Source organism: Dactylosporangium fulvum, from assembly GCF_025137375.1.
GTDB classification, from domain to species: domain Bacteria; phylum Actinomycetota; class Actinomycetes; order Mycobacteriales; family Micromonosporaceae; genus Dactylosporangium; species Dactylosporangium fulvum.
On sequence record NZ_CP073720.1, the window covers coordinates 7562022 to 7585207 of the forward strand.

The following is a 23186-nucleotide window of genomic DNA, read 5'->3' on the forward strand; positions in this document are numbered from 1 at the left end:
CTCCTTACCCGTGAGTGTGGCCGGGGTCGCCGTGCCCGGACGGGCTCGGCGATACGGTCGGGTCGGCTCCGCCGGGGGCGACCTCAGTGGGAGCGGCTGTGCTCGCCGTCGACCGCGGTCCGGCGGTGACGGTGAATGCGGCGGTGCGGACGGTTCCGCCGTGCTGGAAGTCCAGGTACAGCCGATAGGCGCCGACCGAGGGGACTTCGGCGTAGAAGGTGACGTCCGGCCCGGCGGGCGTACGACCGTCGCCCGGCACACCCTCGGGGTGCACGTGCAGGTAGGCCAGGTCACCGTCGCGCAGTGCCACCAGGTGCCCGTAGGCGCCCAGGTACGGCTCCAGATCGGTGACCGGTGTCCCGAGCTTGCTCACCGACAGGGTCAGTTTCGACGAACTGCCCGGGACCAGGTCGCCGGTGAGGGTGACGGTGTAGCCGTCGACCTCGGCCGTTCGCGCCGGCGCCGGCAAGGCCAGCGGTTGGTAGTCACCGGGCGCGGGCACGTCCACGCCGAGGGTGAGGCCCTCCTTGCGGGCGGCGGGCTGGAAGTCGGCGAAGACGCGGTACTGCCCGGGCGCGGTCACCGCCAGCGGCACCGACCATGTACCGTCGGCCTGCAGGGTCGGATGCAGGTGCTGGTAGCCCGACAGGTCACGGCGCACCACGATCAGGTGCAGGTCCTTGTCGTGGCTGGTCGTGTAGTCGGTGACCGGGTTGCCGTCCGGGCCGAGCACACGGAACGCAAACGGCTGGGCGTCGCCCACCGCGAGCGTGGCGGTGACCGGGGTCAGCCGATAGCCGTCCTGAGTGACCTGCAGCCCACCTGGCAGGTGCGCTGCGGCGCTGTCTGCCTGAGCGTCGCCGTGCGCGCCAGCGCTGTCGGCCGCGTGGGTTTCGCGGTGTGCCGGTGGGGCGGCCTGGCTCGGACCGACGACGCTGCCGACACCGGCGGCGGCACCGAAGACGGTCAGCAGACCCAGCACGTAGAGGGTCAGCTTGACCGGGGTTTTCATGCGTTCTCCCTGCATGTCAGGTCCTTTCGGGCAGGCGATGACGGATGCGCCGCGGCCGACGTCACGGTCGACGCCGGCAGGTCGGCCGCCGGGGCGCGGCGCGCGATCAGCGGCCGCAGTTGATTGACGGCCCGGGCGCCGCCGACGCCGACTGCGGCGACGACACGCTGGTCACCGTCGAGCAGTGCGACGGCGAAGCGGGGGTCGCCCGGGCTGCCGAGTACCGGATGTTCGGTGACGCCAAGGTGCGGCCAGCCGACGATGGTCAGCTTGGTCGTATGCACGTAGGTGCAGATGCCGTAGCCGATGCGTGTCTTCGGCTGTGCGCAGGCTCACCACCCGGTCGCCGATCGCAGGCGCGACCGACGCGGGCAGCGTGCGGGGATGCGCACCGGTGGCCAGGACAATCGCGTCGGCGTTGATCGTCGCACCGCCGTCGAGCTTGACGCTGCGCCTGACGGCATCCAGTGCGGTCGCCCGACGACCCAGCAGCCATTGGACCGGTAGCTCGTCCAAGTCGGACAGGGTGATGTCGTCGTCGGCGACGGCACCGGCCAGCAAACCCTTGTTCACGGTGGTGCGGTTGTAGGGCATCCGCGGTTCGGCGCCGACCACCATGACCTCCACGGCACCAGCACGTGCCAGGCGGACGGCGGCGGCACTGCCCGCGGCCCCCGCACCAACGACCAGCACCCGCGGCGGTGTGCTCATGACAGTCCTCCCCTTGCTGCATAACGACCACGGCTGGGTCCGGCCGTGACAACAATACTCCCGGGGGGTATCTTGGCATACACCTGCCCCGTACCGGTATCGGCAGTGCTCGTAAGAACGATCACGAGAAGGAGATTCGTCATGGCGTCCAGCACGTACACGGTCAAGGGAATGACCTGCGACCACTGCGCCGGCTCGGTGACCGCCGAGGTCGGCAAGATCGACGGCGTGACCGACGTGGCCGTCGACGTCAGGGCCGGCAAGGTGACGGTGACCAGCACCGCACCGGTCAGCGACGAGGCGGTCACCGAAGCTGTCGAGGAGGCCGGCTACCAGGTCGTGCTCGCCTGATCATCATGCCGTGCCGCCGGACGATGACCTCAGCGCCGGCGGCACGGCGTATCCGGGCCATCCACCTTCACCGCCCCGCCCTGACGTGCCACGCCAGATCTTCCGGATCGCGCGGCCGCGCGGTCCTCGAGCGCCGGGGCCGGTTGCCGGCTGCGGAACCTCGCGCACGACGGCGCCGCCCGGATACGGCGCTGTCTCGTCCGGGACGTCGCCCAGATGGGGCGGTCGAGGCCGAACGTAGCACTCAAACGACCACCGACTTAAAGATCATCTATCGTGCTCGCGGTTGCGTCCACCTCGGCGATCCCTCCGGACGACATTGCTATCCTTGGGACACGGTCGGTTGACGACCGCCGGACGAGGGAGCCGTACCCGGGGCGCGACAAGACGGCCATGAGGAGCAGTCATGGCATGGGTTGCCTTGGTCATATCCGGGATCCTTGAGGCAGTCTGGGCGGTTGCGCTCGGGCGAAGCGAAGGTTTCTCCCGGCCAGTGCCGACGATCGTCTTCCTTGTCGGTCTTGTGGCAAGCATGGGAGGACTCGCCTACGCCATGCGCACACTGCCTATCGGTACTTCGTATGCGGTGTGGGTGGGTATCGGCGCAGTCCTGACCGTCGCCGTCGGAATGGTGACGGGCGATGAAACCGTCAACGCCGTCAAGCTGCTACTGCTGCTCGGCCTCATTGGCTGTGTTGTCGGACTGAAGTTGGCTCACTGACCACAACGAGTTCGCTAACCGATGAGATCGAGCCGGAGTCGGCACGGCATGTTCCCTGGCCCGCGGTTGGCATTGGCCGTCGCGTTGTGCGGCGGCCAATGCCGAGAACGACGAACAGGATGCCGACAAGTTGGGTGGCCAGGGGTTCCTGATGCAGGGGAACGCACCAATGCCAGGAGGATTGCTGCTCCCAGGCTGATCAGGTTGCCGGCTGTCAGGTCGTGGGCATCGGCGTGAACTGGCCGACCCCGGCCCACATGCCGCTGCGGCGGGTGTCGCCGGCGAAGTCCGCCGGATCCCCCGTCGCCGGTCGCCAATCGGGTGCCCAGGTCACGCCGGGGTCGACCAGTTGGCAGCGGCCGGCGAAGAACAGCTCGACCTGCGCACGGGTTCGCGGTTTGCCCGCCGTGGTGGTCCGTTGTGTGTAGACCGCCCGGGCAGCCGCGGTGCGATCGTCGCTGAGTGCGAACGTCTCCGCCGCGCCGTGCGAGATGACGAGATAGCTGCCCGCCGGCAACACCGCGGCGAGGCGGTCGACGAACCCGTACGCCTCGGTGTCGTCGGGGACGAAGTGCAGCACGGCGGCCAGCACCAGCGCTGTCGGCGTGGTGAAGTCGAGCATCCGGCGGACCTCGGGATGGTCGAGGATCGCCTGCGGCTCGCGCAGGTCGCCGCGGATGGCCGTGGCCCGGTCGTTGCCGTGCAGGATTTCGAGGCTTTCGGCCACGGCGACCGGGTCGATGTCGACGTAGACCACCCTGGCGTCGGGCGCGACGGCCTGGGCGATCTCGTGGACGTTACCGGCCGTCGGGATCCCCGACCCGATGTCCAGGAATTGCCGGATGCCGGCCTCGGCGAGGAACCGCACAGCGCGCCCCAGAAAGGCCCGGTTGTTGCGGGCCACCGCGGGCACGGCGGGGAACTGGTCGACGACCGTCTGGGCTGCCTGCCGGTCCGCCGGGAAGTTGTGCACGCCGCCCAGGTAGAAGTCGTACATCCTGGCCGCAGTGGCCGGCTTCTGCTCGCTCTTGTGCTCGCCGCCGCTCGGGCCGTTCATCCGCATGCGCCCCCCATTATCGCGATCGACGTCCGCCATTACCGCGAACGGCAGCATGATATCGGTGTCGGGCCGTCGACGACGGCCCGCCGCCCGCTCCGCACCGCGTCAACCGGCCGGACATCGGCACCGCCGGTTCGCGAGTGCCGGAATCCATGGCGCACGGCGTGTCCGTGCTGACGTTCATGCTGACGTTCGTGGTGCTGCTCGGGCCTGATTGTCGGCGACCCGGGTCAGGGTCCACATGTCGGTGCCGTACCCGATGGCCTTCGACCCGGCCAGCAATGCCGTCTCCAGCTCGGCCAGCTGCTCGTCGGACAGCCGCGGGGTCCGGCCCAGCCGACCCAGCCCGCAACGCATCCACGTCACGACCAGGACCACGACGCGGACCCGTCGACCGTGCAGCAGTAGGCATGACCACGATTGTCTTGCCCGCCAACGACATCGACCCGCAACGACTCATCAAAAATCGCAGGACTTCATACGGGGCTGCGGGTCACTCCATGTGCGGGTATCCATGGTGCGTGGGTGGCACAAAGGTCTCCTTGATGGACCGGGGCGACGTCCATCGCAGCAGATTGGTCGCGGCACCGGCCTTGTCGTTGGTACCCGAGGCGCGCGATCCGCCGAACGGCTGCTGCCCGACCACCGCACCGGTGGGCTTGTCGTTGATGTAGAAGTTGCCGGCCGCAAAACGAAGCGTCTCGGTGGCGCGTGCGATCGCCGCTCGGTCCTGTGCAATGACCGCGCCGGTGAGCGCGTAGTCGGTCACCGACTCCAGTTGCCGGACCACGCTGTCGTACTCGTCGTCCGGGTAGACGTGCACGGCGAGGATCGGGCCGAAGTACTCGGTGGTGAACGACTCGTCGCCGGGGTCTGCGACCTCCAGCAACGTGGGCCGGACGTAGTAGCCGACGCTGTCGTCATACGTCCCGCCGGCGAGGACCCGCACCGACGCTGTGGCGTGGGCACGGTCGATGGCGGCCTTGTGGGTGGCGAATGCCCGACTGTCGATCACCGCGGACATGAAGTTGGCGAAGTCCGTCGTTGGTCCCATCGTCAATGCCTCGGTACTCGCGACGACGTCGTCGCGCAGCCCGCTCCAGATGCTGCGCGGCACGTACGCGCGCGAGGCCGCCGAGCATTTCTGGCCCTGGTACTCGAAGGCGCCGCGCAGCATCGCCGTGCGTAGCACCCGCGCGGACGCGCTCGGATGGGCCAGGATGAAGCCCTTGCCGCCGGTCTCGCCGACGAGTCGCGGATACGAGCGGTAGTTCGCGATGTTCTCCCCGACTGCCCGCCAGAGCTTGCGGAAGGTGCCCGTCGAGCCGGTGAAGTGGATACCGGCGAGATCCTGGTCGGCGAGCGCCACATTCGACACCGCCACACCGTCGCCGTGCACCAGATTGATGACACCGGGCGGGAGTCCTGCCTCCTCCAGCAGCGCCATGGTGAAATGGGCGGCGAGCGCCTGGGCCGGCGACGGCTTCCAGACTACGGTGTTGCCCATCAGCGCCGGTGCGGTCGGGAGGTTCCCGGCGATCGCCGTGAAGTTGAACGGGGTGATCGCATAGACGAACCCGTCGAGCGGCCGGTGGTCACTTCGGTTCCAGACCCCCTTGGCGTTGACCATCGGCTGTTCGCCGAGGATCGTGCGGGCGAAGTGGACGTTGAAGCGCCAGAAGTCGATCAGCTCGCACGCCGCGTCGATCTCGGCCTGGATCGCCGTCTTGGCCTGGCCGAGCATGGTGGCGGCGTTGAGCGTGGACCGCCACGGACCGCTCAGCAGGTCGGCGGCCTTGAGGAAGATCGCGGCGCGGTCGTCGAAGGTCAACCCGCGCCACATCGGCGCCGCCGCCTTGGCCGCGTCGACGGCGGCCCGCGCCTCGGCCTCGGTGGCGCCGTCCAGCACGCCGAGCGCGTGCCGGTGCTCGAACGGCGCCGTTACCTCGGTGCGGGAGTGCCCACCGAGGACCTGTCGACCACCGATCCAGTGCGGCAGGTCGTGCTTCTCGTTCCACAACTGCGCCACGCGCCGCTCCAGGTCGGCCCGCTCGGAACTGCCCGAGGCGTGGTCGAGCACGGGCTCGTTGGTCGGCGAAGGTACCGCCGTCAAGGCATCCATGAACGTTGTTCTCCCTGGCTCAGTAGGTCGGCCGCTCGGTCTTGCCATGCAGTGCATCGAGCCAGGCCGGGCACGGCGGCGCGTAGTCGATCACGTGCGCCTGCCGCCAGGCGGCCAAGCCCCGCCGGATGTCGTGCCCGGCCGGATGTCGTGCCCAGCCGGCGTCAGAGCCGATCAACCGGTCAGCGGCGGTCTCACCAGCGGGGCGAGCACCAGGTGGCCGGGGCGCATCGGCTAGGGCAGCTCGCTGCTGAGCACGCCACCGTGCGCGACGTGGTGTCGCTCTTCTTCGATGATCTTCACTCGGACGCCCTCCTTGTCGACGCCGAGCGCATCGACCACCGCGTCGGTCACCCGCCGGACCAGCTCGCGCTTCTGTGTCATCGTCCGACCGGAGAACATCTCGATCCTCACCCCGGGCACTGATTCCTCCCCTTCGCCTCGCTCTGCTGGTGTTACTGGCTGATCTCGTCGTACTCCAGATAGCCCAGACCGTCGCTCACGGTCATCGACCAGTTGCCGGCAGACGCTAGAAGTCGCGTCCTCGGGTTGTCAAGACACCCAGTGGTTGGACCTCCACCCACTTGACATCCTTCCAGGCGAGTGCAAATCTCCAGTCCTCCGGCGGTCGAGCCGGAGACACCCGGCGGGGCTCCGCCGATCCTGCCCTCGCCCAGCTGTTCGCGGTGCCACGACGAACCAGATGCCGGGGTCGCAGAAAAACTTCCAGGAGGAAAACGTGAGAGATTTCTGGCGGTCAAGGAAGACCCGGCTGGCGTTGACCTTCGTGGCGACGCTGAGCCTTTCGGTGGGGTGCGGCGGGACCGACGGCGGAAGCGGCACCAACGACAAGGCCGCGCCGGTCAGGGTGGGCATTGTCGAACAGCCGCCGTACAGCGGCCAGGACAAGAGCACCGGAGCGGGCACCGGCGTGTGTCCGCAGTTGATCACTGCGGCGTTCACCGCCGCGGGTCGGCCCGAGCCGACGTACATCGTGGCGTCCGCGTACTCCGATCTGATCTCCGGCCTCCAGGCCAAGCGCTGGGACATGGTCGGCGCCTGCCTGCAGATCACCGCCGAACGCTGCCAGCAGATCGCCTTCACCGACCCGCTGGAGACCGAGACGTTCAGCCTCGCCGTGCCCAACGGGAACCCGAAGCAGCTCACCTCGCTCGGCCAGTTCGGCAAGGGCGGCCTGAAACTCGGGCTGCTGCGCGGCAGTACCACCAACGCCAAGGCCAAGGCGCTCGGCGTGCCGGAGTCGGCCATCTCGCTCTACCCCAGCGTCCGGGACCTGATCGACGCGGTGAACGCCGGACGCATCGACGCCGCCTTCGCGGGCGGCCAGTCCCTGCAGGGCATCGCAGCCGAGGGGGTCACCTTCATCGCCGCCTCCGACGTGGTGCTCCAGCCGGCCGGCGCCGCCTTCCGCAAGGACGACAAGGAGCTCATCGACGTCTTCTCCCGGGGGCTGAAGACGATCAAGGACAACGGCAAGTACAAGTCGATCTCCGAGAGCAACGGGTTCGATCCCAAGATCACCATCGACGTCACCGCCGAGCAGGCTTGCACCGCCCGCTAGTCCGGTCCGCACCGCCGGGCAGGAAGGTACCCAGCAGATGATCTTCGCGATGACTATCGGTGGCCGGCCGACCGGGTCACCAACCAGGTTCACCGTGTGCAACCGGGCGACCAGTGCCGCGGTCGGGCATGCGCCGGACTACTCCGATGACCGGCTCGACGCGGCGGTACGTGGTGCTGAGCGGGCGGTTCTCGGCTGGCACGGCGACGAGCCGGCCCGCCGGGAAGCGCTGCGCGCCTCGGCGGAACGCCTGCGCCGCCACGCCGAGGAGTTGGCCCACCTGCCCACCGCCGAGCAGGGCAAGGCCGCCGCCGTAGTCGAGGGCTGGCGAGTGGCCAGGCGGCCAGAAGCGCGCACGGTGTGGCTTAATAGCCATGGAGTGGTGGGTCCGGCTCAGCCGCACAGCGCGGTGCGGCACAGCGGTCCGGGGATCGTCGGCGGCGGCTCGCTCGGGTGGTCGGGCGGCACCGACCTCAAGGTCATCGCCTACGCGGCGCCGCCCCGGGTCGCAACGGTTGGCCGGTCATGACGGCCAACGCCGTTGCCGGAGCCCCCCTATCCGGGCTTGACATCAACAGATATCGTATGCAAACGGGGCACGCTGTCTGGTCCGCGTGTCCGGAAAGGCAGTCGCCATGGCCGACCGAGTATTCAACCGGATCAACATCAAGCGACTGCACAACGAGGTTCAACACCAGATCCGGGAACTCATCGACAGCGGCATCCTCAAGCCCGGCCAGACGCTTCCGCCTGAACGGGAGCTCGCCGAGCAGCTCGGCGTCAGCCGCAACAGTCTGCGGGAGGCGCTGCGCGTCCTGGAGGCCCGGGGCATCATCGTCACCCGGCACGGTGTGGGTCGCGCGGTGCGTGACGTGCAGCCGACCGGCTCGGCCGACTGGAGCCTCACCGACAGCATCGAGGTCATCACGATCAACGAGGTCCTCGACGCCCGCGCGCTGCTGGAACCCCGGGCCGCGGAGCTGGCCTGCCTGCGGCACACCGACGAGGAGATGCGGGAGATCCTGGACGCGGCCAAGGACCACAGTTCCTGGGCGGACACCATCCGGTTCCACAACGCCATCGCCGCGGCCGCCCATCACGTCGTCATCGAGCAGCTCATCAACCACCAGTTGCGGCTGCTGGAGGAGCTTCGCCAGCGGGACCGGTACCGCTCCGACGACGACGCGCACACGCTCACCTCGGACCACCTGCAGATCGCGGCGGCCATCGAACGCCGCGACGCCGAGGCGGCCCGCTCGCTCATGCAGAAGCATCTCCAGCAGACCCACGACAGCATCGACGGACTGTCCTGACGCCACCCGCCCGCCGGCCGCCACCCTGGGCGGCCGCGGATGAACCGCCTCATCGAGGAACTGCCGTACCTCTGGGGTGGCCTGCTGGTCACCCTGAAGGTCACCGCGATGGCGTGGGTGATCATGGTGGTGCTCGCCTTCCTGCTCGCCATCGGGCGCGCCTACGGCCCAGCACCCGTCCGCTGGCTGTGCACCGGCGTGGTGGAGACCTTCCGCGGCACCGCCACGCTGGTGATGCTCTTCTGGGCGTTCTACGTGATGCCGCAGTTCGGCGTGACGCTATCCCCGATGTTCACCGGCGTCGTCGTGCTCGGCGTGACCGAAGCCTGCTACGCGTCGGAGATCGTCCGTGGCTCGCTGCTGTCGGTGCCCCGCGGGCAGTGGGAGGCGGCTCACGTACTCGGGCTGCGGGGCTGGCGCAGGATGGTGCGAGTCATCCTCCCCCAGGCGGTGCCGACCATGGTGCCGCCGTTCGGGAACCTCAGCATCGCGCTGCTCAAGTTCACCGCCCTCCTGTCGTTCATCTCCGTCCATGACCTGACCGCCCGCGCCCAGGACGTGCGCTACGAGATCGGCAACAGCGTGCTGGTCTTCGGGTTCTTGCTGGTCATCTACTACCTGCTCTCGTCGACCATCGCGTTCGCCTTCCGCCTTCTGGAGAAGCGGGTCATGGTGACGGGCCGTGGGCGCGCGGACATGGTGCGCGCCAACAAGCGGCGCGGCGCCACGCAACGGGCGGGAGCTGAGGCCCGATGAACTGGAGCTGGTCGTACGCCTGGTCGTGCTTGCCGGATCTGCTGCGCGGCATGCTGATCACCGCTGAGGTCACCGCGCTCGGTTCCGTGATCGCGCTCGTCGCCGGTCTGTTCTGGGCCATTCTCGTGCTCAGCGGGGTGCCCGGGGTGGCTCACCTGGCTCGGCTGATCGTCGATTTCGTCCGCGGTACCCCGCTGGTCGTGCAGGTCTTCTTCTTTTTCTACGCGCTCCCCTCGATCGGGATCAGCGGCGGGCCGTTCGTCATCGGCGTGTTCAGCCTCGGCCTGTACGGCAGTGCCTACATGGCCGAGGTGTACCGGGCGGGAATCGTCAACCTGCCCCGCGGGCAGTGGGAGGCGGCCAAGGTGCTGCGGCTGCCGCCCGTGTGGCACTGGATCGACGTGGTCATCCCCCAGGTGTTCCGCGCGGTGCTGCCGGCGCTCGGCAACAACATCGTCGTCATGCTCAAGTACACCCCCGTGCTGTCCACCATCACCGTGACCGAACTGCTCACCGCGGGGCTGGACCTGGGCTCGGAGAGCTACCGCTACCTGGAACCGCTCACCCTGGCCGGGGTGGCGTTCATCGTCATCACCATCCCCTGCGTACTCGCCCTGCGCGTATTGGAAAGGCGGTTGGCCCGTGGCGCAGCCTGACATCAATGGTCTTATCCGGAGGGGCGACGCGTCGCGGCCCGCCGAGCCGAAGCCCGAGTCGGTCCGCTTCCAGGCGGTCTCGAAGTCGTTCTCCACCCGCCTGGTGCTTGACGATCTGAGCCTGACGGTGCGGACCGGCGAGAAGGTCGCCCTGATCGGGCCCAGCGGGTCCGGCAAGACCACCGTGCTGCGGATCGTGGCCGGTCTGGAGGAGCCGGACGCCGGCCAGGTGGCCGTGTTCGGCCAGCAGGTCTGGCCGTACCGCAGGCCGCGCCCCTGGCGCCGGAGCGACGCTCGCGACCGGGACCGCACCATGCGGCACGTGGGCATGGTCTTCCAGCACTTCAACCTGTTCCCACACATGCGCGTGCTGGCCAACATCACCGAGGGACCGATCCGTTCCCGCGGGATCGGCCGGGAGGCGGCCAGGGCCAAGGCCCTGGAACTGCTGGAGATGGTGGGCCTGTCCGGCTTCGACGACGCCTGGCCGGCGAACCTGTCCGGCGGGCAGCAGCAGCGGGTAGCCATCGCCCGGGCGCTGGCCATGGAACCGAGGCTGTTGTTGCTGGACGAGGTGACCTCGGCGCTGGATCCGGAGCTGGTCGGCGAGGTACTGGCGGTCATCCGCGACATCAGCCAGTCCAGCGACCTGACCATCCTCATGGTCACCCACGAGATGTCCTTCGCCGCCCGCAGCGTCGACCGGGTGCTGATGTTCGACGAGGGCCAGGTGGTTGAGGACGGGCCGGCGGCGCAGGTGCTGCGGGAGCCGACCCACGAACGCACCAGACGATTCCTCTCCGCGGTGGTGGAGAGGTGAGGACAGACAGCCGGTATCGAGCAGTCACACAGGAAGGTTGGTCCATTTCGATGGAAGTCACCAAGGTCATCCGGGGCGTCACCGCGATCACCATGACCGACCAGGGCGTGGTCGACCGGGCCACGGTCGTTCTGCGGGGCAACCGGCTGGGCGGGGTGCACCCCGACGGACAACTGCCGGCGGAGCTGACAAGCTGGGCCGACGCGCACCCCGAGCAGGTCCTCGACCTGCCCGGCCGGTACGTCATCCCCGGTCTGATCAATCTGCATGAACACCTGGACATGCACAACGTACGTGGCAGCATGCACGACCGGGTCAGTGGTCCTACCGTGACCCTGGTCCCCCGCGCGATCCGCAACGCCCTGCTCGCCCTCGCCTCCGGCGTGACCACCCTGCGCGACCTCGGCTCCAAGGACGCCACCAACATCGTGATCCGGGACATCATCGACATGGGCCAGTTCATCGGGCCGAGGGTCGTGGCGTGTGGACAGATGATCTCCGCAACCGGTGGGCACGGACAACCGCTGTGCGCGGAGGGTGACGGGGCAGACGCCATGCGACACCTGGCGCGGTTACAGCACAAGCGGGGCGCCGACGTGATCAAGGTATGCGCCAGCGGCGGCGTGGTCGCCATGCGCCGCGAGAACCCGTGGGCGCAGCAACTGTCTGATGAGGAGCTGCGCGCGGTGGTCGAGGAGGCGCACCGGTTCGGGCTGCGGGTAGCCTCGCACGCCCAGCCGCCGGCCGCGATCAAGGCGAGTGTCCTGGCCGGTGTGGACACCATCGAGCACGCCGCGTTCCTCGACGACGAATGCGCGGACCTGCTCGCCGAAAGAGACGTGGCGCTGGTGCCCACCATCGACGACTCCTACTCGGTGGCGTACGAGGGCGAGCGGCACGGCCGGCCACAGTGGATGCAGGACAACGCCAAGAAGAGCATCGAGCTGCGGATGGCGAGCCTGGTCCGGGCCGTCAAGGCCGGCGTGCGGCTGGGCGTGGGCACCGACGTGGTCGGCAAGATGGGCCGGGAGATGGTGCACATGGTCGAGGCTGGCCGCACCCCCGAGCAGGCGCTCGCCGCGGCCACCCGGGACGCCGCGCAGATCATCGACGTACCAGACATCGGCATCCTGGCCGACGGCATGCTCGCCGACCTGGTGGTGCTCGGCCGCGACCCGCTGGCCGACCTGTCCGCCTGCGACGACTCGATCGAGCTGGTGGTCCGCGACGGCGTGACAATCCGCCCGTCCGCCCTGATCGCGACCTGCGCGGGGGGTGACATCGTCTGATGCGCTTCGCTCCACGAGCCGAAGGGCTGTTCACCACGGTGGACCGCTATCCCGAGCTGTTCAGCCGGGCAGCCGGCACGATCAACCTTGGCCCCGGCGACCCTCGGTCGCCGGTCCCGGCCCACGTCGCGGCGGCGACCGCGCGGGCGGCGGCCGACGGCCACACCGGGTACACGCCGGTCACCGGGATCCGGGCGCTGCGCGAGGCGGTCGCGGCGCAGGTGTCCGACCGGCACGGTGTGGACTACGACCCAGATCACGTCTGTGTCGGCAACGGCTCGAAGCAGATGATCATCAACACGCTGCTCGCCACCGTCGGCGACGGCGACGAGGTGCTGCTGCTCGCCCCGTACTACCCGGTCTACTACCAGATGGTGCTGCTGGCGGGCGGGAGGCCCGTGGTGGTCGACGGGCCCGACGGCGACTACCGACTGCCCGTGGCGCAGATCGGCGCGGCGCTGACGCCGCGGACTGTGTGGATCATGCTGAACAGCCCGAACAATCCGACCGGCACGGTCTACAGCCGGGCCGAACTCGCCGCGCTCGATACCCTGCTGGCCGACCACCCGGCGGTGAACGTCATCAGCGACCAGGTGTACGAGCAGCTCACCTTCGATGGCACGACAGCGCCCTGCCTAGCCTCGGTCAGCCCTCGAGCCCGCGAGCGCACGGTGGTGGTCAGCGGGGTGTCGAAAGCGTACGGGATGACCGGCTACCGGATCGGCTGGGCCCTCGGCCCGCCGGAGCTCATCGGCCACCTCGCCCGGCTCCAGTTCATCACCACCTCGTGTGCCAGTTCGATCAGCCAGCATGCGGCGATCGCCGCGCTCACCGGGCCACAGGACTCGTTGACCGAGACGGTCCAGCGGTACCGGGCCGCGGCCGAGCTGACCCGCTCCACGCTGAACGCCGGCACGCACCTGCGGGTGCTGCCAGCGGCCGCCGGGATGTACGCGTTCGCCGACTGCACCGCATACCTCGGTGGCCGCGACCTGGCCGGCACGCCCATCGAGACCGACCTGGACCTGGTGCAGTACCTGAAGCGGGAGGCACGAGTCCTGGTCATGCCCGGCACCCTGTTCGGTTCGCCGGGCCGGCTGCGGATCACGCTCGTGGCCGAGGAGACCGAGCTGGGCGAAGCACTGCGCCGGCTGACCGCCGCCCTGTCGCTGCTGCGCGAGCCGCCGGAGGCCCGATGAGCGGGGGCGAGTACGACGTGGCGATCATCGGCGGTGGCCACAATGGACTGGTCGCCGGCGCCTACCTGGCCAAGGCCGGGCTGCGCACGGTCATCCTGGAGCAGCGCGACATCGCCGGCGGGCTGACCGCACCGGTGGAGTACTTCCCCGGCTACACCGCCTCAATCACCAACAGTCCGGGGTCGTTGGAGCCGCGCATCGTGGCGGAGCTGGGCCTGGCCGACTTCGGGCTGCGGTTCGTACGGCCCGATCCGTCGCTGACCTACCCGTTCCCCGGCGGGACCGGGTTCGTCGGGTGGCGCGACCGGGGGCGCAGCCTCGACCAGATCGCCAAGTTCTCCCGCCGCGACGCCGAGCGGTACTACCCGTTCTTCGCCTACCTGGAGGAGTTCGCGGCCCGGCTGCGGGCCAACATCTTCGAGGCGCCCCCGCCGTTCGCCACCGTGATCGGCGACATCGCCGACGCGCGCGGCGAGGAGATGCTGTCCAAGATCATGTTCGGCAGCATCCAGGACCTGCTGGACGAGTGGTTCGAGTCCGACGAGGTCAAGGCGCTCATCGCCAGCGTGGCCATCGTGGCCAACCTGGCCGGACCGCAGTCCCCCGGCACCGTGATGCGGCTGTTGGCCCGACCGCTGTCGGTGCGCTCCGCGGCCACGATCGGCGTAGACGACCCGCGCCGGCAGGTGCTGCGCGGTTCGACTGGCATCCCAATCGGCGGCATGGGGGCGATCGCGGTGGCGATGACCCGCGCGTTCACCGCCGCCGGCGGCCAGTTGCGGCTGGGCGCGCGGGTGGCCCAACTGGTCACCGAGGAGGGTCGCGTCCGAGCCGCCGTCACCACCTCGGGCGACGAGTTCCGCGCCCGGATCGTGCTGTCCAATGTGAACCCGATGACCACCCTGCTGGACCTGCTGCCCCCGGACGCGCTACCCGACGAGGTGCGCAACCGGGCGGCCCGGCTGCCGCTGCGCGGCTCGGCGTTCAAGGTGGGACTCGCGTTGGACGGGATCCCCCGGTTCGCGATGGCCGCCGACGACACGGAGGCCGAACTGTTGGCCGGCTGCCAGTTCCGGATCGCCCCGTCGCTGGAGTACATGGAACGGGCCTTCGACGACGCAAAGTACGGGCGCCCGTCGCACGGCCCGATGCTGTGGGGCCTAACCCCATCGGTGTCCGACCCGAGCGTCACCCCGGAGGGCAGACACGTAATGAGCGTGAACGTCTTCCACGCGCCGTACGACCTGGTCGGGACGACATGGGAGCAGGAGCGGGGCCGGTTCGGGATGCGCTGCATCGATGTGCTGTCCGAATACATACCGAATCTGAAGGAGATCATCACGGACGTCCGGTTCTGGTCACCGGTGGATCTGGAGTCGGAGTACGGGCTGCTACGGGGGAACATCACCCACGGCGACACGCTCCCAGCCCAAATGTTCTCCTTCCGCCCGCTGCCGGGGATGGCCGACTACCGCACCCCGGTGCGGGGCCTATACCTATGTGGCGCCGGCAGCTGGCCGGGCGGCTCGGTGACCGGGGTGCCGGGCCGCAACGCGAGCATGGCGGTGCTGGCCGATCTCGCCGGGAATGACGGAGAAGCGAGCAAGTGAAGATCACTAAGATCGATGCCATCCCGCTGGACGCGCGATTGAAAGAGCCGTTCAAGTTCGGGCACGTGGTCCGGGAGAGATCGTCCAACGTCCTGGTCCGGGTAGAGACCGACGAGGGCCTCGTGGGCTGGGGTGAGGCATGCCCGGTGCCCCAGTTGACCGCGGAGACCCGGGAGTCGGTGGTCTCAGTGCTCTCCGAGCGGGTCGAACCGTTCCTGCGCGGGCGCGATCCGCGCTCCTGGCGCACCACGGTGAGTCTGCTCGACCGGCGCCTGGTCGGTTTCACCTTCACCCGGGCCGCGCTGGAGACCGCGCTGCTGGACCTCACCGGCAAGGCCGCCGGCAGCCCGATCTGGGCGATCCTCGGCGGGCGGTATCGCGAAACCCTGCCGCTGCACGGCAGCGTGGGCTGGGACGAACGGCCAGAGGTCATGGTCGAGACGGCCACCCGGCAGGCCGCGGAGTTCGACACCCTCAAGCTCTACGTCGGACCAGGCGAGCTGGCCGCCGACCTGGACCGGCTGGCCACAGCCCGGGCCGCACTCGGCCCGGCGACCGCGCTGATCATCGACGTCAACGGGCTATGGAGCCGATCGGAGGCACTGCGGGCCGGTCCGCGCCTGGCCGAGTTAGGCGTGCGGCTCGTGGAACAACCGCTGCCAGCACGCGATCCCACCGGTATGCGCGAAGTCACCCGGATCTACGGCGAGCGGTACGGCATCGACGTCGCCGCCGACGAGGGCATCCTGTCCGATGTGGATGCTGTCTACACCGCCGGCACCCATGCCGCCGCCGTGGCCACCATCGGGATCTGCAAGCTGGGCGGACCGGCGGCCGCGCTGGACGCCGCCCGGTCCGCCCTCGCGCACGGGCTCAGCGCGATGGTGGGCAGCGTGGTCGAACTGGGCATCGCCGCCGCAGCCGGCGCGCATCTGGCCGCCTGCGTGCCGCAGCTGGCCTACCCCTCGTACCTGATGGGCCCGCGCAAGTACGCCCAGCAGATCACCGGTGACGGGATGCCCATCCGGGACGGGGTGCTCACCGTCCCGAACGGGCCCGGACTCGGCATCGAGATCGACCTGGACGCGATCGACGCCCTGGACATGCGCAAGCGGGTGTAGCCCCACAACCGCCCCAACGAACGAAAGGAACCGCCATGCCTACTGTCAAAGTCGAGATGTTCTCTGGCCGCACCCCGCAGCAGAAACGCGACCTCGTGCGACTCGTCACCGACGCCGTGGCCGAGAGCCTCAGCGTCGACCCGGCCGGCGTCCGCGTGCAGATCGTGGAGACCGAACGGCACCACAGCGCGGTCGGCGGTGTGCTACGTTCCGACGCTGCGGGTGAGGCCGTGCCGTTTGGCACGCCGTAACCCACACGGCACCGCTATGCAAACCATGCCGTCCTGACATCGACGGCGGCTACGCCTACACCGACCTCGCCCCCGGAGCTCCTGTTGCTCCGGGGGCGACGGCGTTCCCGGTCAGTCGCGCGGAAGGTCGCCCGCACTGGTGTCAGCGCGCCGCTCCGCGAGCTCGGCGACAATGCTCGCGTACCGCTTGTCAAGCGTGTAGCCGATCAGCAGCAGCGCCATGACAACGGCGGCGATGGCGGGCAGCCAGATGAACAGGAAGCTCATCGCCGAGAGCGCCGAGTCCGGCTGGGCGCCGCCAACGCCGTTCGGGGCATATCCGCTGAGCGAGAGCACCGCGCCGATGATCGTGCTGCCCAGGCCGGCGCCGATCTTCTGCCCGACGGAGATGCCGCTGTAGACCATGCCGTCGGCGCGCACGTGGCTGCGCCACTCCTCGTGCTCGATGACGTCGCCGATCATGGCGAAGATCGAGCCGAGAATCGCGCCGGCACCGAGGCCGGCGACCGCCTGGCCAGCCATGACGACGGGGAGCTGCAGCGGGGAGCCGGCGACGACGAGCTGTCCGGCGACGATCGCCACGCAGGCCACCAAGCAGGCGTTGCGCTTGCCCCAGCGGCGCACCACGGGCACCGCAAGCAGCACCCCGCACAGTTCCGCCACCATGCGCAGCGTCAGGACGCCGGTCGCGATCGACTCGTCGCGCAGGATGTACTTGGCGTAGTACATCGAGACCGCGGGCAGAGACAGCAGGATGTTCAGCACAACGCCGAACGCGAGCAGGATCACCCAGTGCCGGTTGCCGAGCAGCGACCGGAGCGTCGCCCCGACCTTGACCGGCTGGCGACGCGGCAGTTCTGCGGTGTCCTCGCCGTCGTGGGCGGGTGCCACCACTTCCTTGCAGAAGCGGTACGTGACCAGGAACAGCGCAGCGACGAGCACCCCGACGATCGCGAACGTGTAGGTCCACGCGAGCGAACCGCCGCCGAAGGCCTTGACCATCGGCAGCGTGGCCGCCGTGATCGCGATGGACCCGACGTAGCAGCCGACCATGCGGAAGGTGTTGAGCAGCGCCCGCCCGTACTGGTCCTTCGTCATGAGCGAGGCAAGGACGCCGTAGGGAATGTTGATCGCCGAATAGATGACCGTGGCGCACAGATTGAAAGTTAGGAATGCGTAGACGATCTTTCCGGTCTCGCCGAGGCCCGGAGCGCTGAACATCAAAGCAACGGAAAGCCCGAATGGCACCCCGAGCCATTTCAGCCACGGCAGGGCTTTCCCGCCCAGCAGGGACAGCTTCTCCATCGCGATGCCGACGGCGAGATCAAAGAGCGCGGCAAGAATCCGGGAGATAAGGAAGATCGTTCCGACGGTGCCCGCGGCGATGCCGACGACGTCCGTGTAAAAGAAGGTCAGGAACGCCGAGACAGCGATGAAGACCAGGTTGGAGGCGACGTCGCCAGCCCCGTAGGCGAGGCGCTCGCCCAGCCCGGGAATGCGCACCTCGGAGGAGAGCGCGACCGCCGTCGTCGTCGACTCGGCTCGTGCCGTTCGGCTCATCGATGATTCCCCTACGTGTTCTTGAGAGCCCGCGACGGCCGCGAATGACTCGCGTCGAGTAAAGGGACCCACCAGCGCCGCTGTCAAACACGAAACGAACGCGATTCGTTTCGTGGTTGAAAATCGACGATGGGTCATCCGACCATGCGGCCATGACGCTTCACGATCAGCCCGGAACGAAGGAGTGGTGGCGCGGAGCCACGCTCTATCACATCTACGTGCGGTCCTTTCAGGACTCGAACGGCGACGGTCACGGCGACCTCGCCGGCATCATCAGTCGGCTCGACTACCTGCAATGGCTCGGCGTCGACGCCCTGTGGCTGTCCCCGACGATGCCCTCCCCCAACAACGACTGGGGCTACGACGTCGCCGACTACCTGAACGTGCAGGACGACCTCGGCGACCTCGAGACGCTCGACCGCCTGATCCGCGACGCCGGGGCGCGGGGTATGAAGGTCATGCTGGACCTCGTCGCGAACCACACCAGCTCGGCGCACCCGTGGTTCCGCGACGCCGTCAGCTCCCGCGACTCCGAGCACCGCTCCTACTACGTCTGGGCCGACCCCAAGCCCGACGGTTCGCTGCCGAACAACTGGGTCGACGACACGGGTGAGGTCGCCTGGACCCTGGACGAGACGACCGGCCAGTACTACTTCCACAACTTCCTCGCCGCCCAGCCCGACCTGAACTGGTGGGAGCCCCGCGTCCACGAGGAGTTCCGGCAGATCATGGAGTTCTGGTACGAGCGCGGTGTCGCGGGCTTCCGCATCGACGTCGCGAACGGCCTCTACAAGGACAAGTTCCTGCGCGACAACCCGGTGAACCCCAAGGCGGTCATCTACAACACCGAGGTGCAGGGCCGCTACGGCATCGAGCACAAGTTCAACTTCAACCAGCCCGAGACGCACGGCGTGTACCGGAACTGGCGCATCGAGGCCGAGAAGTACGACCCGCCGCGGCTGCTGCTCGGCGAGACCTGGGTGTCCCGCGTGGACGAGCTGGCGCCGTACTACGGCGACGGCGACCAGCTCCAGCTTGGCTTCAACTTCCCGCTCATCTTCGCCCCGTTCGAGCCCCGCGCGCTCGCCCAGGTGGTGCGCGAGTCCTTCGGGTCGTTCCCGGCCGGGTCCGCAACGGTGTGGGCCGGCTCGAACCATGACCTGCCCCGCATGGGCACCCGGTGGGCCAAGGGTGATGAGGATCTGCTGCGCGTCGCGCACGTCATCCTCGCGACCCTCCCGGGCACCTACGCGCTCTACTACGGCGACGAGCTCGGCATGCTTGACAGCGACATCCCCACCGAGCTGCAGCAGGACCCGCTGACGAAGGGGGAACTCAACGGTCAGTGGCCGCGGGACAACGCCCGAGCTCCGATGCGCTGGGACGAGTCCGCCGCCGGTGGCTTCACCACCGGGTCTCCGTGGCTACCGGTGCACCCCGACGCAGATGTGAACGTCGAGCGGGAGATGAGCGACGCCGCCTCTGTGCTCGTCCTGGTGCGCACCCTCATCGCGCTGCACGCCCGGCACCTGGCCGGATCGGCGGAGTACACCGAGCTCGGCGTCGACGACGACCAGTGGACCTACCGCTCGGGCCCGCTCGTGGTCGTGGCGAACTTCTCCGACCACCCGGTGGACGTGCCGGGCGGCGCCGGCGCGCCGATCCTGACCAGCCGCGCCGTCGAGGTCACCGGGCAGGTGCCCGCGAAGACGGCGGCCGTCTTCACCGGCCTCACCTGATCCCACCTCCCCTGCGAGAGGCCCGCGCACCCCACGCGGGTCTCATCGCCTTCTCAGCGGGCCGCGAGCCTGCCTTCCAACGCCTCGATGAACAGATCAAGCGTGAACGCGAAGGCGACCTCGGCACGCGGCGCATCCCGAGGCGCGGCTCTCACCGCGCGAGCCAACTCCTTCGTGCCGTCGGTAACCGACCGCGGGAAGAGTTGCTCCGGCGACAGCAGATCCAGGCTCCCTCCGATGACAATGATGTCGATGGCCGCGATGATCTGCATGACATCCTGATCGGCGAACCCGGCGCGCGAAAGCACCGTAGCCAGGTTCTCCACACCCGACGCCGCGTCGCCTGGCTCCGCGGGTGACGTCGCCAGCAGCTGGATCAGCCATGGGTGACGAGCAAGCGTGTCCCGCTGCGCCCGCGCCACATCCCGGACCACGTCCTGCCACGCCGCGAGCGTGTCGACCCGCACCGCCATCTCCTCGTGCGTCCGTTGCCGGATCAACTCGACCACCGCGTCCCGCCCGGCGACATGGTTGTAGAGCGACGACTGCCGCACCCCGAGCTTCGCCGCCAGTTCCGCCATGGTGAAGTCACCCGTTTCACCGGCGAGGTCGATCGCCGCATCGACGATAGCGTCGAGCGACAGTTTCGGGATCGTCGGCCGCGGCATGGTGGTCCTCCTGCAGCGCAGCGTTGAGTGTGAGCGGTGGCGGTCCGCGTGTGGGAGCGCTCACGCCGATTCTAGATGATTGAGCCTTTTCCAAGCTGATCTCGCAGCTCAGAGTAGGTGCGGCGAACCCCGGGATTGACGATGGCGAGGCCCAGTTCGTCGACGAACCACTCGCCCTCTCCCGGTTCTTCTGCCACACCGCCGAGGGAGATCAGCTCGTACAGCACCACGTTGCGCATCGCCATGGTCCTTCCCGGCCAGTCAGGCGCGGTGTGGCTTTTCGCCTGCCTCTTTCACGAGTCGGTCGCCTACCTCGAGCTGGTTCCACAGGTCCCGATCGACCTTGACGTCCACGTGTGTTCCATCGTCGAGTCGAATGTTCAGGCGTCGGTAGAGGTTGGAGCCGTCGAGCAGTGCGCGCGACTTCTTCGCGACGGTCCCGCTCCATGCGTCCTCGTTCGTAGTCATCGAATCCTCCTGTGAACGTGCACGACATGCTGGCTGCAGCCCGCTCTTCCGGCCTCTCGCTGTCGTGCCTCGCCTACCGCGTGTTCGGGCTGGCGGCGTGGCGTGACCGCTGTGGAGAAGTCATGTACCAACCGTAGGAATCCGCGGGATCGGGCACGTCCGGCGCGCGACGGGTCTTGCGTCTGCGACTTTAGGATGAGGGCCGGGGCGGACCAGCCTGAGGTCGTACGCGGCTTACGGCGGTCTCCGGGTTGCGCTGGCCGGCCGAGAAGGGCGGCGCGGGTAGGGTACGGCGGCATGGGGGACGGCTACACGGCACGCTTCTCGCGGCGGTGGCGGATCGTCGCCGCCGTGGGGGCCGTGGTCGTGTCGGCGCCGCTGCTCACGCCCGCGCCGCTCGTCGTGGCCGGGGCCGCCGGGCGGGCCGCGGCGGCGCTGCTCGTGCTCGCCCAGGCCGCCGGCTTCTGGTGGCTCGAGGTCCGGCCCCGGCTCGGGACCGCCGTCGTGCTCGCGGCCGCCGCCGGGCTGCAGGTGTTGTACCCGGGCCTGGGGCCCGGCCTCGCGTTCGTCGTGCTGTGCACGTACGCGTGGCTGCGGCCCGCCGCCGAGACGCTCTGGGGGCTGGGGCTCGCGGCGCTTGCCGCCTGCGGGCCGGCCGTCGCGCGCGGGCGCTGGGCGATGGCCGGGCTGTGGCTCGGCGGCGTCGTGCTCGCCTGGAGCTGGGGCGCGCTGGTGCGGGCCCGCGGCGCGCGCCGGCTCGCCGAGCGGCGGCAGGCCGTGCTCGAGGAGCGGGCCCGGATCGCGCGCGAGCTGCACGACGTGCTCTCCCACACCGTGTCGGTCATGGTCGTGCAGGCGGCCGCCGCCGACGACGTGTTCGACGCCGACCCGGCGCGGGCCCGCGAGGCGCTGCGACGCACCGAGCAGGCCGGGCGGCAGGCCCTCGCCGAGCTGCGCTGGTTCCTGCGCACCGTGCGGGCCGACGAGGGCGACGCCGGGACGCAGGCGCCACCGCAGCCGGGCCTCGGTGACGTCGAGCGGCTCGCAGAGACGGTGAGCGCCGCCGGGCTGCCCGTGACGGTACGCCGGGAGGACGACGACGACGCGGACGTGCCGCTGGCCGTGCAACTGTCGGCGTATCGGATCGTCCAGGAGGCCCTCACCAACGCGCTGCGGCACGCCGGCGCCGGCAAGGCCGAAGTGGTGATCCGCAGCGGGCCTTCCGAGGTGTACGTTGAGGTGCGCGACGACGGCCGCGGCGGCTCCGGCACCGGCTCCGGGCAGGGCATCCCCGGCATGCGGGAGCGCGCCGCGCTGCTCGGCGGCACGCTGCGGACCGGACCGGCGCCCGGCGGCGGGTTCGAGGTGGCGGCGTGGCTGCCGACGAGGGAGCGGGCCCAATGAGCGGGGCGCGAACAATGCGGCACGGTTCCGGCCCGGGCGGCGGCCGTGGCCAAGCGGAGGTGACGGCATGACGATCAGGGTGCTGATCGCCGACGACCAGGCGCTGGTGCGCTCCGGCTTCCGAATGATCCTCGAGGCCCGCGACGACCTCGAGGTGGTCGGCGAGGCCTCCGACGGCGCGCACGCGATCCGGCTGGTCGAGCAGGCCCGGCCCGACGTGGTTCTCATGGACGTGCGGATGCCCGGCCTCGACGGCGTCGAAGCCACCGCGCGGCTGACCGGGCGGCCCGGCGCCCCGCGGGTCATCATTCTCACGACGTACGACCTCGACGAGGCGCTCTACGCGGCGCTGCGGGCCGGCGCCAGCGGGTTCCTGCTCAAGGACGTCCGCCCCGCCGACCTCGTCGAGGCGATCCGGGTCGTGGCCCGCGGCGACGCCCTGCTCGCGCCGAGCGCGACCCGGCGGCTGCTGGACCGGTTCGCGGCCACCGACGTGACGCCGCCGGCCACGCCCGGCGCCCTGGAGCAGCTCACCGAGCGGGAGCGGGAGGTGCTGATGCTGCTGGCCCGCGGCGCCGCCAACGCCGAGATCGCCGAGCGGCTGGTCGTGACCGAGGCGACGGTCAAGACCCACGTGTCGTCGATCCTGCGTAAGCTCGGCGTCCGCGACCGGGTCCAGGCCGTCGTGCTCGCCTACGACCTCGGCCTGGTCCGGCCCCGGCCCTCCTGCTGAAGTCGTAGGCGCAGGGCCCGTCGCCGGTTGGAAGTGCGCG

The 23186-nt window shown here is 69.4% G+C and carries 27 protein-coding genes and 1 riboswitch; of the genes, 16 read left to right on the forward strand and 11 right to left on the reverse strand.

Features of this window, described 5'->3' with window-relative positions; genetic code table 11:
- Window positions 1-4: 4 nt before the first annotated feature.
- A complete protein-coding gene (locus tag Dfulv_RS34605; protein ID WP_259858024.1) occupies window positions 5-1012 on the reverse strand; it encodes a hypothetical protein in 1008 nt (335 codons plus the stop codon).
- A 171-nt stretch (window positions 1013-1183) separates the two neighbouring features.
- On the reverse strand, window positions 1184-1723 hold the full coding sequence (locus Dfulv_RS34610; protein WP_259858025.1) for an FAD-dependent oxidoreductase: 540 nt from the start codon (window positions 1721-1723) through the stop codon (window positions 1184-1186).
- Window positions 1724-1864: 141 nt separating this feature from the next.
- Between Dfulv_RS34610 and Dfulv_RS34615 the strand changes: the two genes are divergently transcribed.
- A complete protein-coding gene (locus Dfulv_RS34615; protein ID WP_259858026.1) occupies window positions 1865-2074 on the forward strand; it encodes a heavy-metal-associated domain-containing protein in 210 nt (69 codons plus the stop codon).
- Window positions 2075-2406: 332 nt separating this feature from the next.
- Window positions 2407-2470, forward strand: a riboswitch (guanidine-III (ykkC-III) riboswitch).
- Between the two features lie 10 nt (window positions 2471-2480).
- Window positions 2481-2795 (forward strand): DMT family transporter, encoded by a 315-nt coding sequence (locus Dfulv_RS34620; RefSeq protein ID WP_259858027.1) that lies wholly within the window; start codon window positions 2481-2483, stop codon window positions 2793-2795.
- Window positions 2796-3009: 214 nt separating this feature from the next.
- Here Dfulv_RS34620 and Dfulv_RS34625 read toward each other — a convergent pair whose 3' ends face one another.
- From Dfulv_RS34625 to Dfulv_RS34645, 5 genes are all read right to left on the reverse strand, one after another.
- Window positions 3010-3852, reverse strand: coding sequence for an SAM-dependent methyltransferase (locus Dfulv_RS34625; RefSeq protein ID WP_406568039.1), 843 nt, complete (start codon window positions 3850-3852; stop codon window positions 3010-3012).
- Between the two features lie 183 nt (window positions 3853-4035).
- Window positions 4036-4221, reverse strand: coding sequence for a hypothetical protein (locus tag Dfulv_RS34630; RefSeq protein WP_259858029.1), 186 nt, complete (start codon window positions 4219-4221; stop codon window positions 4036-4038).
- 127 nt (window positions 4222-4348) lie between these two features.
- The gene (gene pruA / locus Dfulv_RS34635; protein WP_259858030.1) at window positions 4349-5977 is read right to left on the reverse strand and encodes an L-glutamate gamma-semialdehyde dehydrogenase; all 1629 of its coding nucleotides are present in this window, start codon (window positions 5975-5977) and stop codon (window positions 4349-4351) included.
- 19 nt (window positions 5978-5996) lie between these two features.
- A complete protein-coding gene (locus tag Dfulv_RS34640; RefSeq protein WP_259858031.1) occupies window positions 5997-6155 on the reverse strand; it encodes a hypothetical protein in 159 nt (52 codons plus the stop codon).
- Between the two features lie 56 nt (window positions 6156-6211).
- Window positions 6212-6361, reverse strand: coding sequence for a tautomerase family protein (locus Dfulv_RS34645; protein ID WP_259858032.1), 150 nt, complete (start codon window positions 6359-6361; stop codon window positions 6212-6214).
- A 355-nt stretch (window positions 6362-6716) separates the two neighbouring features.
- Here Dfulv_RS34645 and Dfulv_RS34650 point away from each other — a divergent pair, with 355 nt between their 5' ends.
- The 11 genes from Dfulv_RS34650 to Dfulv_RS34700 all read left to right on the forward strand — a co-directional run bounded on the left by Dfulv_RS34650 (window position 6717) and on the right by Dfulv_RS34700 (window position 16574).
- The gene (locus Dfulv_RS34650) at window positions 6717-7559 is read left to right on the forward strand and encodes a transporter substrate-binding domain-containing protein (protein ID WP_259858033.1); all 843 of its coding nucleotides are present in this window, start codon (window positions 6717-6719) and stop codon (window positions 7557-7559) included.
- A 37-nt stretch (window positions 7560-7596) separates the two neighbouring features.
- A complete protein-coding gene (locus Dfulv_RS34655; RefSeq protein WP_259858034.1) occupies window positions 7597-8088 on the forward strand; it encodes an aldehyde dehydrogenase family protein in 492 nt (163 codons plus the stop codon).
- Between the two features lie 106 nt (window positions 8089-8194).
- Complete coding sequence (locus Dfulv_RS34660) at window positions 8195-8872, forward strand: FadR/GntR family transcriptional regulator (RefSeq protein ID WP_259858035.1); 678 nt, start codon at window positions 8195-8197, stop codon at window positions 8870-8872.
- Window positions 8873-8911: 39 nt separating this feature from the next.
- On the forward strand, window positions 8912-9628 hold the full coding sequence (ehuC, locus tag Dfulv_RS34665; protein WP_259858036.1) for an ectoine/hydroxyectoine ABC transporter permease subunit EhuC: 717 nt from the start codon (window positions 8912-8914) through the stop codon (window positions 9626-9628).
- Window positions 9625-10284 (forward strand): ectoine/hydroxyectoine ABC transporter permease subunit EhuD, encoded by a 660-nt coding sequence (gene ehuD, locus Dfulv_RS34670; protein ID WP_259858037.1) that lies wholly within the window; start codon window positions 9625-9627, stop codon window positions 10282-10284. The genes ehuC and ehuD overlap by 4 nt, the downstream gene beginning before the upstream one ends.
- Window positions 10271-11104, forward strand: coding sequence for an amino acid ABC transporter ATP-binding protein (locus Dfulv_RS34675; RefSeq protein WP_259858038.1), 834 nt, complete (start codon window positions 10271-10273; stop codon window positions 11102-11104). Before ehuD ends, Dfulv_RS34675 begins: the two co-directional genes overlap by 14 nt.
- A gap of 50 nt (window positions 11105-11154) precedes the next feature.
- Complete coding sequence (locus Dfulv_RS34680) at window positions 11155-12393, forward strand: metal-dependent hydrolase family protein (RefSeq protein ID WP_259858039.1); 1239 nt, start codon at window positions 11155-11157, stop codon at window positions 12391-12393.
- Window positions 12393-13592, forward strand: coding sequence for a pyridoxal phosphate-dependent aminotransferase (locus Dfulv_RS34685; RefSeq protein WP_259858040.1), 1200 nt, complete (start codon window positions 12393-12395; stop codon window positions 13590-13592). Before Dfulv_RS34680 ends, Dfulv_RS34685 begins: the two co-directional genes overlap by 1 nt.
- Window positions 13589-15202: a phytoene desaturase family protein gene (locus Dfulv_RS34690; protein WP_259858041.1), complete on the forward strand. Its 1614-nt coding sequence runs from the start codon at window positions 13589-13591 to the stop codon at window positions 15200-15202. Before Dfulv_RS34685 ends, Dfulv_RS34690 begins: the two co-directional genes overlap by 4 nt.
- Entirely contained in the window at window positions 15199-16323 is a 1125-nt protein-coding gene (locus tag Dfulv_RS34695) for a mandelate racemase/muconate lactonizing enzyme family protein (protein WP_259858042.1), read from the forward strand. Before Dfulv_RS34690 ends, Dfulv_RS34695 begins: the two co-directional genes overlap by 4 nt.
- A gap of 35 nt (window positions 16324-16358) precedes the next feature.
- The gene (locus Dfulv_RS34700; protein ID WP_259858043.1) at window positions 16359-16574 is read left to right on the forward strand and encodes a tautomerase family protein; all 216 of its coding nucleotides are present in this window, start codon (window positions 16359-16361) and stop codon (window positions 16572-16574) included.
- A 111-nt stretch (window positions 16575-16685) separates the two neighbouring features.
- Here Dfulv_RS34700 and Dfulv_RS34705 read toward each other — a convergent pair whose 3' ends face one another.
- Window positions 16686-18221 (reverse strand): MFS transporter, encoded by a 1536-nt coding sequence (locus tag Dfulv_RS34705; protein ID WP_259858044.1) that lies wholly within the window; start codon window positions 18219-18221, stop codon window positions 16686-16688.
- A 65-nt stretch (window positions 18222-18286) separates the two neighbouring features.
- Here Dfulv_RS34705 and Dfulv_RS34710 point away from each other — a divergent pair, with 65 nt between their 5' ends.
- Window positions 18287-19873, forward strand: coding sequence for an alpha-amylase family glycosyl hydrolase (locus Dfulv_RS34710; RefSeq protein WP_259858045.1), 1587 nt, complete (start codon window positions 18287-18289; stop codon window positions 19871-19873).
- Window positions 19874-19926: 53 nt separating this feature from the next.
- Here the strand turns inward: Dfulv_RS34710 and Dfulv_RS34715 are convergent, their stop codons facing one another.
- From Dfulv_RS34715 to Dfulv_RS34725, 3 genes are all read right to left on the reverse strand, one after another.
- A complete protein-coding gene (locus Dfulv_RS34715) occupies window positions 19927-20541 on the reverse strand; it encodes a TetR/AcrR family transcriptional regulator C-terminal domain-containing protein (RefSeq protein WP_259858046.1) in 615 nt (204 codons plus the stop codon).
- 71 nt (window positions 20542-20612) lie between these two features.
- A complete protein-coding gene (locus Dfulv_RS34720; RefSeq protein ID WP_259858047.1) occupies window positions 20613-20780 on the reverse strand; it encodes a hypothetical protein in 168 nt (55 codons plus the stop codon).
- 22 nt (window positions 20781-20802) lie between these two features.
- Window positions 20803-21009 carry a DUF7489 domain-containing protein gene (locus Dfulv_RS34725; RefSeq protein WP_259858048.1) on the reverse strand — a complete coding sequence of 69 codons (207 nt, stop codon included), beginning with the start codon at window positions 21007-21009 and terminating at the stop codon, window positions 20803-20805.
- 297 nt (window positions 21010-21306) lie between these two features.
- Here Dfulv_RS34725 and Dfulv_RS34730 point away from each other — a divergent pair, with 297 nt between their 5' ends.
- Window positions 21307-22413, forward strand: a complete 1107-nt coding sequence (locus tag Dfulv_RS34730) for a sensor histidine kinase (protein WP_259858049.1) — start codon at window positions 21307-21309, stop codon at window positions 22411-22413.
- A 67-nt stretch (window positions 22414-22480) separates the two neighbouring features.
- Window positions 22481-23146: a response regulator gene (locus Dfulv_RS34735; protein ID WP_259858050.1), complete on the forward strand. Its 666-nt coding sequence runs from the start codon at window positions 22481-22483 to the stop codon at window positions 23144-23146.
- Window positions 23147-23186: the final 40 nt, after the last annotated feature.

Excerpts from the sequence above, each read along its gene's own strand:
- Dfulv_RS34690 (WP_259858041.1), top strand. The coding sequence starts at position 13,589 with ATGAGCGGGGGCGAGTACGACGTGGCGATCATCGGCGGTGGCCACAAT.
- Dfulv_RS34610 (WP_259858025.1), bottom strand. The coding sequence starts at position 1,723 with ATGAGCACACCGCCGCGGGTGCTGGTCGTTGGTGCGGGGGCCGCGGGC.
- Dfulv_RS34655 (WP_259858034.1), top strand. The coding sequence starts at position 7,597 with ATGATCTTCGCGATGACTATCGGTGGCCGGCCGACCGGGTCACCAACC.
- Dfulv_RS34725 (WP_259858048.1), bottom strand. The coding sequence starts at position 21,009 with ATGACTACGAACGAGGACGCATGGAGCGGGACCGTCGCGAAGAAGTCG.
- ehuD (WP_259858037.1), top strand. The coding sequence starts at position 9,625 with ATGAACTGGAGCTGGTCGTACGCCTGGTCGTGCTTGCCGGATCTGCTG.
- Dfulv_RS34710 (WP_259858045.1), top strand. The coding sequence starts at position 18,287 with ATGACGCTTCACGATCAGCCCGGAACGAAGGAGTGGTGGCGCGGAGCC.
- Dfulv_RS34615 (WP_259858026.1), top strand. The coding sequence starts at position 1,865 with ATGGCGTCCAGCACGTACACGGTCAAGGGAATGACCTGCGACCACTGC.
- Dfulv_RS34605 (WP_259858024.1), bottom strand. The coding sequence starts at position 1,012 with ATGAAAACCCCGGTCAAGCTGACCCTCTACGTGCTGGGTCTGCTGACC.
- Dfulv_RS34645 (WP_259858032.1), bottom strand. The coding sequence starts at position 6,361 with ATGACACAGAAGCGCGAGCTGGTCCGGCGGGTGACCGACGCGGTGGTC.
- Dfulv_RS34715 (WP_259858046.1), bottom strand. The coding sequence starts at position 20,541 with ATGCCGCGGCCGACGATCCCGAAACTGTCGCTCGACGCTATCGTCGAT.
- Dfulv_RS34730 (WP_259858049.1), top strand. The coding sequence starts at position 21,307 with ATGGGGGACGGCTACACGGCACGCTTCTCGCGGCGGTGGCGGATCGTC.
- Dfulv_RS34735 (WP_259858050.1), top strand. The coding sequence starts at position 22,481 with ATGACGATCAGGGTGCTGATCGCCGACGACCAGGCGCTGGTGCGCTCC.
- Dfulv_RS34720 (WP_259858047.1), bottom strand. The coding sequence starts at position 20,780 with ATGCGCAACGTGGTGCTGTACGAGCTGATCTCCCTCGGCGGTGTGGCA.
- Dfulv_RS34660 (WP_259858035.1), top strand. The coding sequence starts at position 8,195 with ATGGCCGACCGAGTATTCAACCGGATCAACATCAAGCGACTGCACAAC.
- Dfulv_RS34700 (WP_259858043.1), top strand. The coding sequence starts at position 16,359 with ATGCCTACTGTCAAAGTCGAGATGTTCTCTGGCCGCACCCCGCAGCAG.
- pruA (WP_259858030.1), bottom strand. The coding sequence starts at position 5,977 with ATGGATGCCTTGACGGCGGTACCTTCGCCGACCAACGAGCCCGTGCTC.
- Dfulv_RS34685 (WP_259858040.1), top strand. The coding sequence starts at position 12,393 with ATGCGCTTCGCTCCACGAGCCGAAGGGCTGTTCACCACGGTGGACCGC.
- Dfulv_RS34680 (WP_259858039.1), top strand. The coding sequence starts at position 11,155 with ATGGAAGTCACCAAGGTCATCCGGGGCGTCACCGCGATCACCATGACC.
- Dfulv_RS34625 (WP_406568039.1), bottom strand. The coding sequence starts at position 3,852 with ATGAACGGCCCGAGCGGCGGCGAGCACAAGAGCGAGCAGAAGCCGGCC.
- ehuC (WP_259858036.1), top strand. The coding sequence starts at position 8,912 with ATGAACCGCCTCATCGAGGAACTGCCGTACCTCTGGGGTGGCCTGCTG.
- Dfulv_RS34620 (WP_259858027.1), top strand. The coding sequence starts at position 2,481 with ATGGCATGGGTTGCCTTGGTCATATCCGGGATCCTTGAGGCAGTCTGG.